10 protein-coding genes and 2 pseudogenes are annotated in these 14,007 nt (G+C 68.2%); 8 read left to right on the top strand and 4 right to left on the bottom strand.

Features of this window, described 5'->3' with window-relative positions; translation table 11 throughout:
* Positions 1–806 precede the first annotated feature (806 nt).
* From IE207_RS31045 to IE207_RS31030, 3 genes and pseudogenes are all read left to right on the top strand, one after another.
* On the top strand, positions 807–2,846 hold the full coding sequence (locus tag IE207_RS31045) for a hypothetical protein (protein ID WP_190187676.1): 2,040 nt from the start codon (positions 807–809) through the stop codon (positions 2,844–2,846).
* Positions 2,847–3,512: 666 nt separating this feature from the next.
* On the top strand, positions 3,513–3,860 hold the full coding sequence (locus tag IE207_RS31035; protein ID WP_190187674.1) for a PAS domain S-box protein: 348 nt from the start codon (positions 3,513–3,515) through the stop codon (positions 3,858–3,860).
* A 57-nt stretch (positions 3,861–3,917) separates the two neighbouring features.
* Positions 3,918–4,196 (top strand): annotated as a pseudogene (locus IE207_RS31030) (response regulator); the annotation flags it as partial.
* Between the two features lie 245 nt (positions 4,197–4,441).
* Here IE207_RS31030 and IE207_RS31025 read toward each other — a convergent pair.
* Positions 4,442–5,689: a PP2C family protein-serine/threonine phosphatase gene (locus IE207_RS31025; RefSeq protein ID WP_373304799.1), complete on the bottom strand. Its 1,248-nt coding sequence runs from the start codon at positions 5,687–5,689 to the stop codon at positions 4,442–4,444.
* A gap of 1,040 nt (positions 5,690–6,729) precedes the next feature.
* On the opposite strand from IE207_RS31025, the gene IE207_RS31020 reads away from it, so the two are divergent.
* On the top strand, positions 6,730–7,818 hold the full coding sequence (locus tag IE207_RS31020) for a DUF922 domain-containing protein (protein WP_190187672.1): 1,089 nt from the start codon (positions 6,730–6,732) through the stop codon (positions 7,816–7,818).
* Positions 7,819–7,833: 15 nt separating this feature from the next.
* On the opposite strand, the pseudogene IE207_RS33580 reads toward IE207_RS31020, so the two are convergent.
* Positions 7,834–8,152: pseudogene (locus IE207_RS33580) on the bottom strand (short-chain dehydrogenase); the annotation flags it as partial.
* An 84-nt stretch (positions 8,153–8,236) separates the two neighbouring features.
* Here IE207_RS33580 and IE207_RS31015 point away from each other — a divergent pair.
* From IE207_RS31015 to IE207_RS31005, 3 genes are all read left to right on the top strand, one after another.
* On the top strand, positions 8,237–8,374 hold the full coding sequence (locus IE207_RS31015) for a hypothetical protein (RefSeq protein WP_190187671.1): 138 nt from the start codon (positions 8,237–8,239) through the stop codon (positions 8,372–8,374).
* A 137-nt stretch (positions 8,375–8,511) separates the two neighbouring features.
* Positions 8,512–9,249, top strand: coding sequence for a dienelactone hydrolase family protein (locus IE207_RS31010; RefSeq protein ID WP_190187670.1), 738 nt, complete (start codon positions 8,512–8,514; stop codon positions 9,247–9,249).
* A 468-nt stretch (positions 9,250–9,717) separates the two neighbouring features.
* Positions 9,718–10,689 (top strand): helix-turn-helix domain-containing protein, encoded by a 972-nt coding sequence (locus IE207_RS31005; protein WP_190187669.1) that lies wholly within the window; start codon positions 9,718–9,720, stop codon positions 10,687–10,689.
* Positions 10,690–11,028: 339 nt separating this feature from the next.
* Here the strand turns inward: IE207_RS31005 and IE207_RS31000 are convergent, their stop codons facing one another.
* Together IE207_RS31000 and IE207_RS30995 are read right to left on the bottom strand one after the other, a co-directional pair.
* The gene (locus IE207_RS31000; RefSeq protein ID WP_229874184.1) at positions 11,029–11,502 is read right to left on the bottom strand and encodes a hypothetical protein; all 474 of its coding nucleotides are present in this window, start codon (positions 11,500–11,502) and stop codon (positions 11,029–11,031) included.
* A 67-nt stretch (positions 11,503–11,569) separates the two neighbouring features.
* On the bottom strand, positions 11,570–12,043 hold the full coding sequence (locus IE207_RS30995) for a MarR family winged helix-turn-helix transcriptional regulator (RefSeq protein ID WP_190187668.1): 474 nt from the start codon (positions 12,041–12,043) through the stop codon (positions 11,570–11,572).
* Between the two features lie 68 nt (positions 12,044–12,111).
* Between IE207_RS30995 and IE207_RS30990 the strand changes: the two genes are divergently transcribed.
* A complete protein-coding gene (locus IE207_RS30990) occupies positions 12,112–12,984 on the top strand; it encodes an alpha/beta fold hydrolase (RefSeq protein WP_190187667.1) in 873 nt (290 codons plus the stop codon).
* Positions 12,985–14,007 lie beyond the last annotated feature (1,023 nt).

Below are 14,007 nucleotides of genomic sequence, written 5' to 3'. Positions count from 1 at the left end.
TTCCTGCTCCGTCTGGATCAGCGAACCCATTCCCCCGGGCGCAGCTCGATCCTGTCGAATTCGACTCGGGCCGACCCGAAGACCTCAGAACAGACCCTCGCGGTCGGCCGTACGGGGAACGGCAGTGATCCAGCGGAGTAGAGCCCGACAGGGATCACGGACCCGTCCACGACGGTGAGGACCAACCACCGGGGCAACCGTCCCCCAGCTCGAAGTCAACACAGGTGCACCATCCTTGCGAGCGAGTGTCAGTGCGCCCACGTCCTCTGGCTTGACCTCCGTTGCAGGGAACAGGTTCAAGTCAGCGATCTCTGCCGGGATCACGAACTCGCCGACCGTGTTCTGCCCTTGCCGAGCGTTCCCGTCAGGCATGCCCGCCTCCTCGCCGGTCCGTGTCCCGCCGATCCTCGCAGATCGCCCCATGACCGACAGTCATGCCGGGATGTCGCAGGGAGCGCTGTGCCGTCTCACCACCGGTTACCGACAGGTTCGCCGAATCTCGGAGGACTCTTTCAGGGAACCGGTGGTGTTCCCTCGCCGATCGCGTCGTGTCCGGCGTGGGTTCCGTCGACCGCATGGGCGGGATACTGCCTCCCCACCGCGGTGTCGCTCGGACGGTGGGCTTTCCCGATCCTTCGGCACCTGTTGCGCCGACCCTGGGTCAGGGATCTCCAATTCCACACAAGGTGGCCTTTTTGGCCGCTCTGTGACTGGTTCTCACCTTTGGATGCTGTGGGCGGTTCAGACCACTAGCTTCCACCTTGTCGCAGTCATCGGCTGCGGAGGACGCTTGCAGGAGGAGTGCAGTGGCGGACAAGGTGAAGTCGACCGAGCAGGACCGGCTGGAGCGGCTGGCCGCACTGCTGTCGGGGTCTCGATCTCAGGACCGGGCGCAGCGGGCCCTGGGGCGGGCGGGTTCGTACAGCAACATGCTGCTGGGGGCCATGCTGCACGGGGCGGACCGGGTGCGGCAGGGATTCACGCCCACCGACCTGGAGCGGCCGCTGGTGGATGCCCTGCGGACGGTGGTCTCCGAGAATGAGATGAAGCAGTGGGGGCGGACCTACCGCGACCTGGTCGCCGGTCAGGGCCGGTTGGCGATGATTCCGGAGAGGATCACGAGCCGGTCAGCGAGCCAGGGCTACAGTATGACGGATCTGCGCCGGGACCTGCCCGGCATGACGACCGAGGCGTTGGCCTCGCCGAACGTGCAGATCGTGGACCCTCTGACGCTGGCGGCGGGCAAGCCGGAGGACCCGGCGTTCATCGCGGCCATGAGGGATACCGGGATGGCGGTAACCGCCTTCGCCCGCCCCCCGAAGGCGTCAGGCGCCGCTGCTGCCGACGAAGGCTCAGCGCAGGGGGACGACCGGCCTGCCGGTCAGGACACCGAGGGCGCCGGCGCGGCCGCCGCAGGCTTCCGGGTGGTGCTGAAGCTGGAAAGCTTCGACGTGGTGCGGCCCGTCGGCGATGCGGGCGGGGGCAGGGACGAGATCTATTGGGCCGCCTCGACATCGGCCGGCGGCGGATCGGGTTCGTCCTACACGTCAGATGTGTTCGGGGCGGCCACAGCGAAGGACAATCCTCATGTCTTCACCGAAGGCAAGAACACGCTCTTCCAGGGAAACTCCACCGGCTTCTTGGCGACGGGAATCCAGGTCTGGGAGGCCGACCAGAGCAGCGACGAGTGGTGGAACGCGCTCAAAAAGGCGCTGAACACCGCCGTCGACCTCATCGACGAAAAACTGCAGTTCATGGACGCGGTGGAGATGGGACTTCCCACCTGGGCAGGGATGGCCTGGGAGGTCGGCAAGATCTTCGTCTCCATCATCGACGCGTTCCGCAACTATGACGACCTGTCCTGTTTCCGCACGATCGGGCTGGACCAGCAGGACCTCGCCATCATCGCCCACCGCGGTCACGTGTCCTGGCACTTCAACGGCGACGGCTATCACGCCCTGAAGGTGAAGTACGCCGGCGACCCGGTCCCCTTCCCCGAGGGCACCCTGGAGTACATCGCCTTCGACGGCGACACCGCCAGCGCCCCGCTCGCCCTGCCCTGGAAGAGCGGGAGCGCCCCGGCCCTGGCCTCGTTCAAAGGCAAGCTGCACGCCCTGTTCATGCGCGCCAGTGACCAGGCGATCATGTGGACTGTCCTGGACGGGCAAACTTGGTCGCCGCCCGTCCGGGTCCATGGCTGGAGGAGCTACTACGCACCCGCCATGGCCGTCTACAGGGGCAAGCTGTACTGCGCCCTCGTCGCCGCGAACGACGAGAGCAGCATGGTCTGGAGCGTCAACCCGGAGGGCACTGCATGGTCCCAGACGACCAGGTCCCGCAACACCGAACTGACCACGGCTCCAGCGCTGGCCGCATGGCGTGACCAGCTGTGGATGGTTCATGTAGGCCGGGACGGACGGATGTGGGAAAACTACTACGACGAGAGCAACCCGACGTGGAGCCCGTCCCGGAATCACCACCCGTGGAGGACGAACCGCCCGGTCGGTCTCACCACGCAGGGCAACACCCTGTGGCACGTCGTGCGTGGGGAAGGCGGCGACAAGCAGAACCGTGTGGACGTGACCTACTGCAACCACACCGGCGGCTGGAAGGACCTCCCCTTCCCCAGCAACTGGCGCATCGGAAGTGGGGCGACCCTCGCCGCCCACAACAGCAAGCTGTGGATCTTCTTCCGCAGTACCACCGGCGTCCTGCTGTCCTCCTTTCACTCGGGTGCCTCCTGGAGCGATTACCAGGCCGTGGGTGCCGGGGCTGAGATCAAGCCGATGGACGAGTCGGCCGCAACTCTCCACAACGGCAAGCTGTACCTGATGTACCGCCGCTGAAGCTCGCACTCGGCGCCGAGCTACGGGCGATGGGCCCGTTCTTCCTGTCCGGGTGTGCCGACCGGAGATACCAGGCGGCGGGGAGGCTCGACAGGCCGAAGAGCTGAATCAGCCGGACCGGGTCGGCGCTGTGGCGCGCCTCGTCGACGACCGGTCCACGCGCGCGACGGGAGATACTCACCGTCCGGCGCCTTCGACGCTACGAGTCCGCCCTGACAGTCCCGGGATCGGGCGCTCCGTCCGTCCCGGGGCCGACCCCTGACCGTCTTGGGGCTGCACCGGCTCATGCGTAGACCGTCGAGGGGCTCTGTAGGAGTAGGGCCCCTACCGGTGGTCTGCGCAGCTGTGCGGGGCACCGGAAGGAACGGTCAGGCGTGCACTCGCTCCTCCAGACGGGCGGTCACGGCGTCCCCTTCCTCCTTGCCGATCCGCCTTGCGCACCGACCGGCCGGACCGTCAACGCGGGCACCTCCCTCGCCCCGCGCGAGCGCGGACCGCGAGACCCTCCGCCTGGTGGGCGACGGCCCGGGCGCCGCCGAGATCAGTCGGCGGCCCGGTGTCGCCCCTCAACACCGCCGGGAACCATGTCCAGCGGGTCATGGAGAAGCTCGACGCCCGCTCCCGACTGGAAGCGTTCGCCGTGGCCCGCCGCGAGGGCCTCCTCCCGTGACCGGGAGCCACCCCGCCGACCAAGACCCGGCCGACCGGAACCCCGCCGAGAACCCCGTCGGACGATTCGGCGCCCTCGCCCCGGCCGAGACCGCGTTCACCCTGGAGTTGGAAGCGGCGCTCGCCGACGGCCCCCTGGAGGACGAGGGCTGGCGCATCCGCAAGGACGGCTCCCGCTTCTGGGTCAACGTGGTGATCACGCCCCTGTTCGACGGGGCCTGGACCCTGCTCGGCTTCGGCATGGTCACCCGGGACTTGACCGAGCGCCGCGCCGCCGAGCAGGCGCTCACCGAACGCCGCCGTCGTCGGCGTCGACTCCCCACTTCCCGCAGGGGGCCGTCATGACGACAACTCCATGCTGCGCGCGGCGTTGAGGGAGGTGAGCCGGGCGCAGCGCGACGGCCGCACGCCGCCGTGCTCGACGTGCGCTTCCCCGGCGGCGGCCCGTACACCGCCCAGCAGATCGTCCACGCCGTCCCCGGCATGCGCATCCTGGTGTTCTCCGCCTACGGCGACCAGGGCGCGCGCACCGAGACGGCCGAGGCGGGCGTCGCGGGTTACCTCGTCAAGGGCATCACCAACGCCCGGCTGCTCACAGAGGTACGCACCTTGGGCGATGCGACCCGCGCCTTTAGCTCCGGCCCCACCTCATCGACGGCTGCCTCACCGCCACCAACCTGACCCTCGCACCACCGACCCCACCCTGAAAACCCAAGCAGTACGCAGAACGAGGCGAACCAACGGGTCACAACGCCCTCTCAGCCAATGCTTCACTGCCTGCGAAGGCCAGAGCGGACAGGATCGGGCTGCCGGCCAGCGGCAGATCTTCGCCTTCAGGCACCACTGGACCACACCGCCACCCTTGTCCCGAGCCAACACGGCCAAGGCACCCCGAGTACGCCCGAAACTGCGCCTCAGCCCCGTTGTCATTCCAGGAAGGTGAGGTGGTCGGCCACGCCGCCGCGCCACTCGATCAGAAGAACCGTGGCGTCATCGCTGGTCCGCCCGCCGCGTTCCCGCTTCAGGGTGTGGGAGAGCGCCAGGGCGCCCGCCCGGATTCCTTCCTCTGCACGTGCGCGCTCGACTGCGTTGACACAGCGGATGAGCCGTTGCTCACCGAACAGCTCTCCCTCGGCGTCCCGCTCCTCGATCACCCCGTCGGTGTAGCACAACACCCGGTCACCGCGCTGCAACTGGTGCTCGCTGATCACGGGGTGCTCACCGCCCAGCCCGACCGGGAGTGTGGTGGGGCCTTCCAACTGGCGTGCGACCTCATGGTTGCGGATCAGCAGCGGTGCGGGATGGCCGGCGTTGACCCACTGCAGGTGGCCGGTGGCGGTGTCCAGGTCCATCATCTGCGCGGTGACGAAATGATCGGGCCCGAACTGCTCGGCGATGGCCCGGTTCATGAACGCATACTTCTCGGCCAGGTCGATGCCGGAGCGTCGGGCGTGCCGGTAGGCGCCGACGGCGACGGTCGCCATCGTGGCAGCGTCCAGGCCGTGGCCCATCGCATCGATCACGGCCACATGCAGGATGTCGTCGTTGAGGGCGTAGTCGAAGCTGTCGCCGGCGATGCTGTAGGCGGGCTCGACCGCCCCGGACACCGCGACCTGTGGCACCGACATCGTCAGCGGCGGCAGAAGCGACCACTGCATCTCCGCGGCCACAGTCATCGGCTCACGACGCCGGGCCTGGAAGAAGCGGTCGGTGTACGCGTGCTTGGTGACCAGGATTTCGGCGACCAGACCGGCAAGCCTGCGCAGCAACCGCCGGTCGTCATCATCGATGCTCTCCAGACTGAGAGCCATCACGCCCACCTCGTCGCTGCCGTCCAGCAAAGGCAGGTACATCCGCACCCCGTCAGCCTGCGGGATCTCGACAGCAGTAGCGCGCAGGAACGCCGTACCCGCTGGGGAATCAGTGATCACCTCGGGCTCACCGACCACCAGTCCCCGGCCCGGCAACGGCACCAGCAATTCCTGGGCGTAGTCCTGCAAGAGGACCGTGACATCGCGGCCACCGATCCTGCCCACTTCCTCCGCGATCATCGGAGCGATCCACTGCGGCGGCATCTCGTGCGCCCGGTCCAGCAGTGCTCCCAGCAGCCGCTCACCGAACCCTTCGGACCGGTCCACCCTGCGGCTTCCCGGCCGTGGCTCACCTTTTGTCACGACCGCCCTCTCATCGCCTCCGGCCGCTTGTCGATCACCATTGTGAGGCGTCCATGGATATCTCGCCCAAGATACGTGCGCATCAAACGATCATCACCCGACAGAACTGGTCCAGTACTCAGAGAGCCCCGGATCTCTGGGTTAATCACCCTATGGGGTGCAAGCAGATCAGAAACAGGTTCTGAGCTTGTTCTTTGGCACCGACAACCGCCGGCACCAAGACTGAACCGGTGAATGCCCTCCACCGCCGCCCGACCCGCTCCCCCTGCCGGTGCGAGACCCGCGAGCCCGCGACCTCGTTCTCGACTATACGGAGATGCACGCTCTGGTTGCCGACCCTGCCCGGCGGCGCGTCGATGTACGTCATGAGCGCGTTGAAAACATCCCGCGAGCTCATCCGGCACTCCTACTACCGGTACGAGTTCGCCACCGTCGCCGTCACGCATTCCCTGTTCGCCCTGGAGCACGTCCTCGCTGAGCGTCTGACCACGAACGAACCGCGGTCCCGGCCTCGGCCGAAGGTGTGGCAGAACAGGCGATCCGGGCTGCACGCGGCGTCGGGCCGCAGCCAGTTGGTCACGTCCAGGCGCCACCCTTGCTGCCGCTATGAGTCTGTGTGCAGGCCATCTGCTCGTGGGCATGAAGCGACGTAAGGAGGATATGGACGAGATCACCGCCTCGGGAGGATTCCGCCGCCGCAACCTGCCCCATGACCCCGCCCCGGCCCCGGTGACCGGTTCCAGGTCGGACCCGGTCACCCCCAAGCGCCGCCGGCCACGGGCTCCCGTGAGCAATGCCGTCGAGCGTTCGCAACGGCAGTGCGCCACAGCGGTATTCCCCCGATTGACAACGAGTGGCCGGGGGATCAGCATGTTGAGTACGTGATCATAACGTCACGATCTCGACAGATTCCCCCGACGGCCCCGAATGGCAAATTGATGCCGGATTGCGGGTCGGACGGCGGCGACCCGGCACTATGCGCGGGGGCTGTGGTGAAAATGAAATCCCCTCCGACGGCCCTGCCGTGCTTCCACACGATCTTGGCAATTGCGCTGACGATAGGACCCGGCACCTTTGCCGGATTTGCCGGGGCCGCCGAATCCGTTCCGCCTGCCGGCTGCGAACTGAAACCGGGTGCGCTCAACCCGGGAGATTACAGCGGCGCCGTCGCCATTGACAGCCTGATACCGAATGGTGACGGCACACTGCACATCAGATCGTCCGTGGACATCAACCTATCGGTCGATGAAGCCGGCACCGTCAGTGGATCTTGGGGAATCCGTTCCGCCAACTTCCGGACCGACGTCGACTTGCAAGTTGACTTCCTCCTGGAGGACGGGAAGGTCACGGGGAGTGCCAAGCAGCTCGATCTGGTCGACGGACACGGGACGTACACGACTACGCAGGACGGCGAGGTCTTCGCCAAGACCATTCAAAATGGCAGGGTATCCGGCACGGACCTGGGCGGCACCGTGAAGATCGAGTCGATTCGGTGCGACGAGGTAAGCGGATCCCACGCCGGAGCCCAGGGTCCGCTCACCGATTCGGAGCCGACTCCGGTGACCCTGACGAAGACCGGTTGCTCGGAGGTGCCGACGATCATCGATTCGAACGACGTGAACACCATCAACGCCAGCACCGTCAACGAATTCCTGAAGAACGCGAGATACGACGCAGGAGGCGCGGCGGCAGTCGGTCACCTGAAGCCGGAAATTGAAGACAGGTTCGAGTTTGACGGCAAGAACAACGTGAAGAAGGTCAACTACACGCTGAAGACGAAGATCGCCCATCCACGTTGGGCTCTCGGACACCCTCTGCCCACCGAGCAGCAAAGGGCCTTGCTCAACAAGGCAGTCGAACTCATCAAGGCACACGAGATCCACCATCGCGAGATCGCTCGACAGTTCGCACAGAAGGCGGTCTGTGCGGCAGTCGGGCGATCCGAAGGTGCGGCGCGCAAGATCATCACGGAGACCAACTGTGACGGCTTCCGGGCGCAGGAGAAATTCGACCTGGAGCAGGGTTCGATCGCTGTGGTCCTGAATTCCAAAGCGGAAATCATAGACGTGAAGACCGCCCCCCTGGACACTCGGCCGAATTACTCCAAATTCCCGGATTCGGGGTGTTGATCCCCCCCGGCTCCCCTACCCCCGTGCCCCATACACCGCCCTCGGCGCCTGCGCCGCAGCCAGTAGTTTCGCCGCCGCCTCGCCCGCCTCCGCCGGGGTCCGGCGGGCGGCGCGGTCGGCGGTGGGGCCGGGGCGTCCGAGCCGAGCCAGACCACCAGCGGGGAGACGTTCTCGGGGCCATCGTCGAATGCGCCTTCCGCCGGCGCCGCCATGGTCCCGGCGAAGGTTTGCTCCGTCATGCGGGTCCGGGCCGCCGGGGCGATGGCGTGGACCTGAACCTGGACTCGTAGCGGCCCATCTCGGCGGCGGCGACCCGGGTCAGGCCGAGGATCCCGGGAACAGGCCAGCATTGCCTGCTATGAGGCCAGGGCACGCGGGCGTCTCGCGCAAGCATTCGAACACGTGCTCCACTAAACGGATGGCACCACTCCCCTTCCCCGCCGACCTGATCCACCTCCAGCAGCAGTGGACCCGCACGTACAACCTGCTCGCCGCCCGGCCGGAACGCGGTGGGGCGGAGCTGCGGCGGGAGCTGATCCGGCTCTACCCCGTGTGATCCGACAGCCGCTGTGGGAACGGGGGTTGTGACGGTCCTTGCGAGCCCTCGGCGTATTTCAGAGGGGCACCCGCACTGTTCTGCCGGCGGCAGAACACCGGCCGGGCCGAGGTTGACGATCACTACAGTCCGGTCTCATGACGACGATTACGACGCGTACGGTCGAGTACCCGGCCGACGGTTTGACGATGATCGGGCACCTCGCGCTCCCGGCCAGTGTCGACCGCAGGCCCGCGGTGCTGCTCGGACCAGAGGGCATGGGGCTCAGCGACGTCGAGCGCCGCCGGGCCGATGCACTCGCCGAGCTGGGATATGTAGCGCTGGCCTTCGACCTTCACGGCGGGCGTTATTTGGGTGACCCCGAGGAGATGCTGGCCCGTTGCATGCCACTGCTCGCTGATCCGGACCGGATGCGGGGCATCGGCCATGCGGCGCTCGACGTGCTGCGCGCCGAACCGCGGACCGACCCCGACCGGATCGCCGCCGTCGGTTACGGCAGCGGGGGCGCCATCGGGCTGGAACTCGGGCGTGATGGCGTCAGCCTGCGTGCGATCGGGACGGTCAACGCACTGACCACCGGCCGGCCGGGCGAGGCGGCGCGGATCCGCTGCCCGGTGTGGGCCGGGGTCGGGTCGGAAGACCCGATCATGCCGCCCGCGCAACGGAACGCGTTCACCGCCGAGATGCAGGCCGCGGGCGTCGACTGGCGCCTCACGGTCTATGGCGGCGCCTTGCACGCCTTCCACCACCCGCCGGTCGACCACCCCACAGTCCCCGGTGTCGGCTACCACCCACGGCACGCGCAGCGCGCCTGGCGCGATGTCGTCGACCTGCTCGCCGAGTGCTTGCCCGTGACGGAGGATCTGGGGACATGACCCAGGGCAGCACGCTGGTGCCGGACCGAGCGCCGGCAGTCACCAACGAGTAGTACGGAGCCGGGGAATTGGTTCTGCAGCGCCGCGAAGGTCAATAGCTTCGGGTCTGCGCCACCTGCCACAGCCAGCGATGTGGGCGCGTCAGGCCCGCACCTGCACCACGGAGCCGCGGCGGGTCCGGAGCAGCACCCGCCCACCCGGGGCGGCCGGGGTGAACACCAGTCGACCGTGACCTACTGGGATCCGGTACCGACAGCCCGGGCCATGGTGGGCATGCCCCACCCCCTGTGACGTGGCGATCTGGTGGGACACGAGTGGTCCGAACCTGCGCCCGACGGCGACATCCTGGCTCCCTGAGCCTGCCGTCGGGCACCCCGACACCGAGTCCGGCCGACCGTTGATCACCGAGGGCAGACCTGGCGCAGGCGGCTTGACTCTCCCCCCGCTGGAGACCTGAGAGTGGGCGTCATGAACGGCACGACGTCCCTGCACTCCATCGGCAGCCTGTCGACCCGTACCGGCGTGCCGGTACGGACGATCCGCTTCTACTCAGACAGTGGACTGCTGCCCCCGACACAACGCACTTCGGCCGGCTATCGCTGCTACGACGACGCGGCGCTGCTACGGCTCCGGACGATCTGCGTCCTGCGCGAGCTGGATGTCGATCTCGCCTCCATCCGCCGTGTTCTGGGCGGCAGCCTCTCCGTCACGGAAGTCGCTGCCGCGCACGCCGACGCCACTGAACTCCAGATCCGCGTACTGCGCCGGCGGCAGAGCGTCTTGCGCCACCTCGCCCGGCGCGGCTCCAGCCCAGAGGAGATCTCATTCATGCACCGTCTCACCAGCCTCACCACCGGCGAACGACACCGCCTGATCACGGACTTCATCGATGACCTCACCGCCCGCACAAGCACCGCCGGCTCTGAGGTCGCCGCTTTGCGCACGGCCTTCCCGGACCTCCCCGACGACCCGTCCGACGCGCAGCTCGCCGCATGGGTGGAGCTCGCCGAACTGATGACCGACGACGACTTCCGCGCGCGCATGGCGCGGGGGGCGTCTGCGGCCGCGCCCGCCGACGAAGACGTCTTGCCGGGCATTCCCGCCGAGACTGCGGCCGATCTCATGGCCGTCGCCAGGCAAGCGGCCGGGGTCGCGATGGAAGCGGGCGCCGACCCCGAGGGAGAGGACGCCACGGTGGTCGTTGACGGCGTGGTGGCCCACTTCGCCGCGGTACTGGGGCGCCCTGACAGCCGTGAACTACGAGAATGGATGGCAAGCCGGTTCGAAGCGGGACACGATCCGCTCGTCGAGCGGTACTTCCGCCTGGTCTGGACGGTCAACGACTGGCACGTCGTCCCCGGCCACCTCCCCTTTCAACCGTGGATAGTCAAAGTCCTCCGCCGCCCCCGGCCGAACGAGCGCGCTCGGCCGCGAAAATGACGGCTGGACTGACGGGGATGAAGAAGTTGACGGGCGCGAACAGGGGAACCGTACGGGTAGCGATCGCGGAGGCCGTACTGCTCGGCCTGATCGCGCGTCGGCGATCCTGAGGGGCGGGGTGCAAAGGCGCCCCGCCCCGTAGATGAGCAACACGGCGACGCTGTCGGGGAGGCCGGTTGCGTTTCACGTGGCACGCGTGCGCGTGAACGTCAGGGAGGGTGAAGCGGCGGTGCGGGCGGGGGTTTCCCGCCGGCCTGTCGCCGCGGCCCCGTGGCGACAGGCCGGGCCGGCGCCTGCGCCGTGCGCCTGCGCCGTGCGCCTGCGCCGTGCGCCTGCGGGTCAGGCGGCCTCTTCGTGGACGACGGTGAGCGCCGGGCAGTCCTCGGCCAGACCGAGGAGGGCTTGGCGCTCGGCTTCGCCCACCGACAGGCTCCAGTGCAGCTTGGTGCCCACCCAGGCTGCTGCGCGGGTGCAGTGGTAGGAGCCGTCCGAAGGCATCCACTGCGCCGGTTCCTTGTCGGCCTTGGACCGGCTGGAGGCTGCCGAGACCGCGATGAGGGTATCGGGGGACTCGTGGTCGTTGGCGTACGCCTGGCGGCGGGCCGCGTCCCATGCGTAGCCGCCGGAGTCGTGGACCTCGGCCAGCGGGACATCGCCGATCTCCGACGGGCCGGCGCCGCCTCGGAGCCGCTGGAGCAGCGGGGCGAGCATGCGGTCGTGCTCGTCCTGCACCTCATCTGCTACCCCGATGGGATCCCACTCATTGAGCGGATACCGCAGGCCGTTCTCGGTGCCGTCGGGTCGAGGTCGCATCGATCCAGGGTGCCTCCCGGGAACCACCCGTCATCTTTCGACCCCACTGTGATCCAAACGAAACGGCTCAGTCCGCCGCCTGCCGCATCCCAGTCAGAAAGCGCCTGACCGCGGCGAGTTCCCGCTCGTCGTATCCTCGCAGCAGTTCCACCGCCCGATCGATGAGCGGTCCGAAGTGGGACCGGCCGAGGGCTACCGCCCGCTCCTCCACTTCGATGCTCACCTTGCGGCGGTCCCGCGCATCGCGCACCCGCCGCACATGCCCTGCCCGTTCCAGCCGGTCGACCAGTGCTGTGGTTCCCGCGGAGTTCAGCCCGAGTTCGGAGCCGAGGCGTCCTGCCGTGATCTCCTCGCCGGCGCGGGCGGCGTCCATCAGGGCGATCAGCGCACGCACTTCGGTGGGGTGCATGCCGTTGCGCTGGGCGAACCGCGCAGTGCTCCTCCCCAGGTCGACGACCACCGCGCGCAGCAGGTGGACGATCTCCATCTCAGGGCCCGGCTCGGCTCGTTCGGCGAGTTCCTCACGACCCTGGTCGGACATGGACCACCTCCACGTATTATCTCGCTCAACAAGTATCTTGCTGAGCGAGATGATAAGGGTCGCCATTCATGAACGCTCGCGATGCGTACGACGCGGACAACTTCCTCACGGCCTACGACAAGGTCATGGCCAAGTGGCCTGCCGCTCGCGAGACGGCGACTGTTCCCACCCCCTTCGGCACGACACATGTCAACGTGTGCGGCCCGGCCGACGGGCCCTCGCTCGTCCTCCTGCCGGGCGGAGGTGGCGCGACCTCCGCGTCCTGGTATGCACAGGCTGCCGAACTGTCCCGCACCCACCGGGTGTTCGCCGTTGACCTGATCGGCGCCCCCGGACGCAGCACTCCCGACGGCCACCGCCGCCCCCGTACGGTCACCGACCTGTCGGCCTGGCTGGACGCGCTCCTCGACGGCCTCGGAGTGGCCGAGACCGACTTGGGCGGGCACTCGTACGGAGCCTGGATCGCGCTGCATCACGCCATACGCACGCCGGACCGGGTACGCCGCCTCGTCCTTCTCGACCCGACCCAGTGCTTCACCGGGTTCAGCCCGTCCTACCTGCTGCACGCGCTGCCGCCACTGTTGCGGCCCACACCCCGCCGGGTCCGCGCCTTCCTGGAGTGGGAGACCAGGGGCTCCGCCCTCGATCCCGACTGGCTCGCCCTTCAAGAGGCAGCCGCCAATTTCCCCTCCGTCCGGCCCGTATTCGGCCCGCGCCCAGCGCCGGACGCACTGCGTGGCCTGGGCCTGCCGGTCCTGTTGCTCCTCGCCGGAAGCGGCAGGACCCATGACCCCTCCAAGGTGGCCGCCCGCGCCGAGGCGCTCCTGCCACGCGTCGTAACGACCGTGGTGCCGGATGCGTCCCATCACGCGCTTCCGCACGCCATCCCGCCCGGGGCGAGCCGTCGCCTCTCCGACTTCCTGGAACGTTCCGGTGGCTGAGCCTCAGCCCGCCCCGGGCACCACACCCTGAATATCAACCCTCATTCAGCTCGGCTCATCGCCGTCCCCGCCGAGCAGCGGGCTCGGATCGCACGAGCGGTCGCGGGACTGCAGGGCGGCCGGGTCGTCGCAGCCCTGGTGCAGACCTCGGCCGACGCCTTCTCTCTTCGCGGGGTTGAGAACACTGTTGGCCGCGGGGTCATGCGCTCCCGCGCGCCTACTCGACGGTCGTTATCGTGCGCGCGGTTCGCCGAGTTGGCGCCCCTCCAGTGCGGCCACAGCGAGGGAGCAGGTCGCTGAGGTCTCAGCTGCCGCCGTCCATGCTCCATCCCTCGAACCGAGCCAGGAGTTACGTGCCTCATCGGTGTTCACGCCGAGTGCGGTCGCGGTGGCGGCGTGGTCTTGGGTGCGGGCGCGCTGTGCGGGCCAGTAAGCGGTGCGCTGGGCGATGATCTCCAGGGAGCGGGCTGTTTTGAGGGCTGCGGTCGGTGAATTGCCGGCTGAGTTTGTCGATCGCGGCGGTGATGGATTCGAGCAGTGTTTCCGGCTCGGCAGGCAGCGGGATGGTGCTGTGTCACGGACGTGGACGATGTGGCGGTGCCAGTCTTCCTGGCAGGAGTGCGCGTTGTCGGATCCGTCCTCGCGGAAGGGCAGATCGTGGGACTTGGCCCAGTCCGCGGTGTGCTCCTCCCCCACCCAGCCACAGGAGCATTCCGCCCGCAGAACGGCGGCTGCGCACGGTCGGGGAGTTCCTCCTGGGCGGCGATGAACCTCACCGCGCCCGGGGCCCGCAGGGATCGACACTGGTTCGACCTCGACCTCGGCGTCGGCGTCGGCCCGGACTTGGCCGGCCAGTTCACAGCGCTGCGATGCCGGTGGACCGGCGGGGATGGTCGCTGCTGGGCAAGGGTGTCCTGTCCAGCTGCAAGCCGAGCTGAATTTTCCCCACTTCGGCTCTTCGCCCTAGAGGTTGTCCCGTAACCGGTGGGGTAGTTGGCGCGTTGGCTGGGCATGGGTGGGGTG

It is taken from the genome of Streptomyces cirratus (assembly GCF_014650775.1).
GTDB lineage: Bacteria > Actinomycetota > Actinomycetes > Streptomycetales > Streptomycetaceae > Streptomyces > Streptomyces cirratus.
Note: the sequence above shows the minus strand (reverse complement) of the source record. Positions and strands in the feature narration are given on the sequence as shown.

Bases quoted from the DNA above. Each gene is read 5' to 3' on its own strand.
- IE207_RS30995 (WP_190187668.1), bottom strand. From the start codon at position 12,043: ATGTCCGACCAGGGTCGTGAGGAACTCGCCGAACGAGCCGAGCCGGGC.
- IE207_RS30990 (WP_190187667.1), top strand. From the start codon at position 12,112: ATGAACGCTCGCGATGCGTACGACGCGGACAACTTCCTCACGGCCTAC.
- IE207_RS31010 (WP_190187670.1), top strand. From the start codon at position 8,512: ATGACGACGATTACGACGCGTACGGTCGAGTACCCGGCCGACGGTTTG.
- IE207_RS31000 (WP_229874184.1), bottom strand. From the start codon at position 11,502: ATGCGACCTCGACCCGACGGCACCGAGAACGGCCTGCGGTATCCGCTC.
- IE207_RS31015 (WP_190187671.1), top strand. From the start codon at position 8,237: ATGGCACCACTCCCCTTCCCCGCCGACCTGATCCACCTCCAGCAGCAG.
- IE207_RS31005 (WP_190187669.1), top strand. From the start codon at position 9,718: ATGAACGGCACGACGTCCCTGCACTCCATCGGCAGCCTGTCGACCCGT.